Here is a 306-nt window from a genome sequence, read left to right on the forward strand (position 1 = left end):
CCGCAGCGGCGTCCCGCTCGGCGACCTGGGCGGACTCGACGGCGCGGGCGACCCGGACGGCTCCGGCGTGCGACCCTGAGACCCTCGAGGCCCCCGGACCCCGAACGCCCGGGGGCCGGACCCGGCACGCACCCCCGGAAGGACCGCGACACCCCCATGGGCTCGTACGCCACCCTCACCGTGCCCACGCCCGACCGCATGCAGCGGCTCGGCCGCGAGCTGGCCGCGCTGCTGCGGCCCGGCGACCGGGTGCTGCTCTCCGGAGAGCTGGGCGCGGGCAAGACCACCCTCACCCGCGGCCTGGGG

Annotated in this window: 1 protein-coding gene; it reads left to right on the top strand. The window is 79.4% G+C overall.

Annotated features, from left to right (window positions below; all coding sequences use genetic code 11):
* Nucleotides 1-156: 156 nt before the first annotated feature.
* Nucleotides 157-306: tRNA (adenosine(37)-N6)-threonylcarbamoyltransferase complex ATPase subunit type 1 TsaE (locus tag LO771_RS30235; protein WP_230748355.1), on the top strand; the 150-nt coding region annotated here is incomplete at its 3' end.

The sequence above is a fragment of the Streptacidiphilus sp. ASG 303 genome (assembly GCF_020991365.1).
Lineage (GTDB): Bacteria > Actinomycetota > Actinomycetes > Streptomycetales > Streptomycetaceae > Peterkaempfera.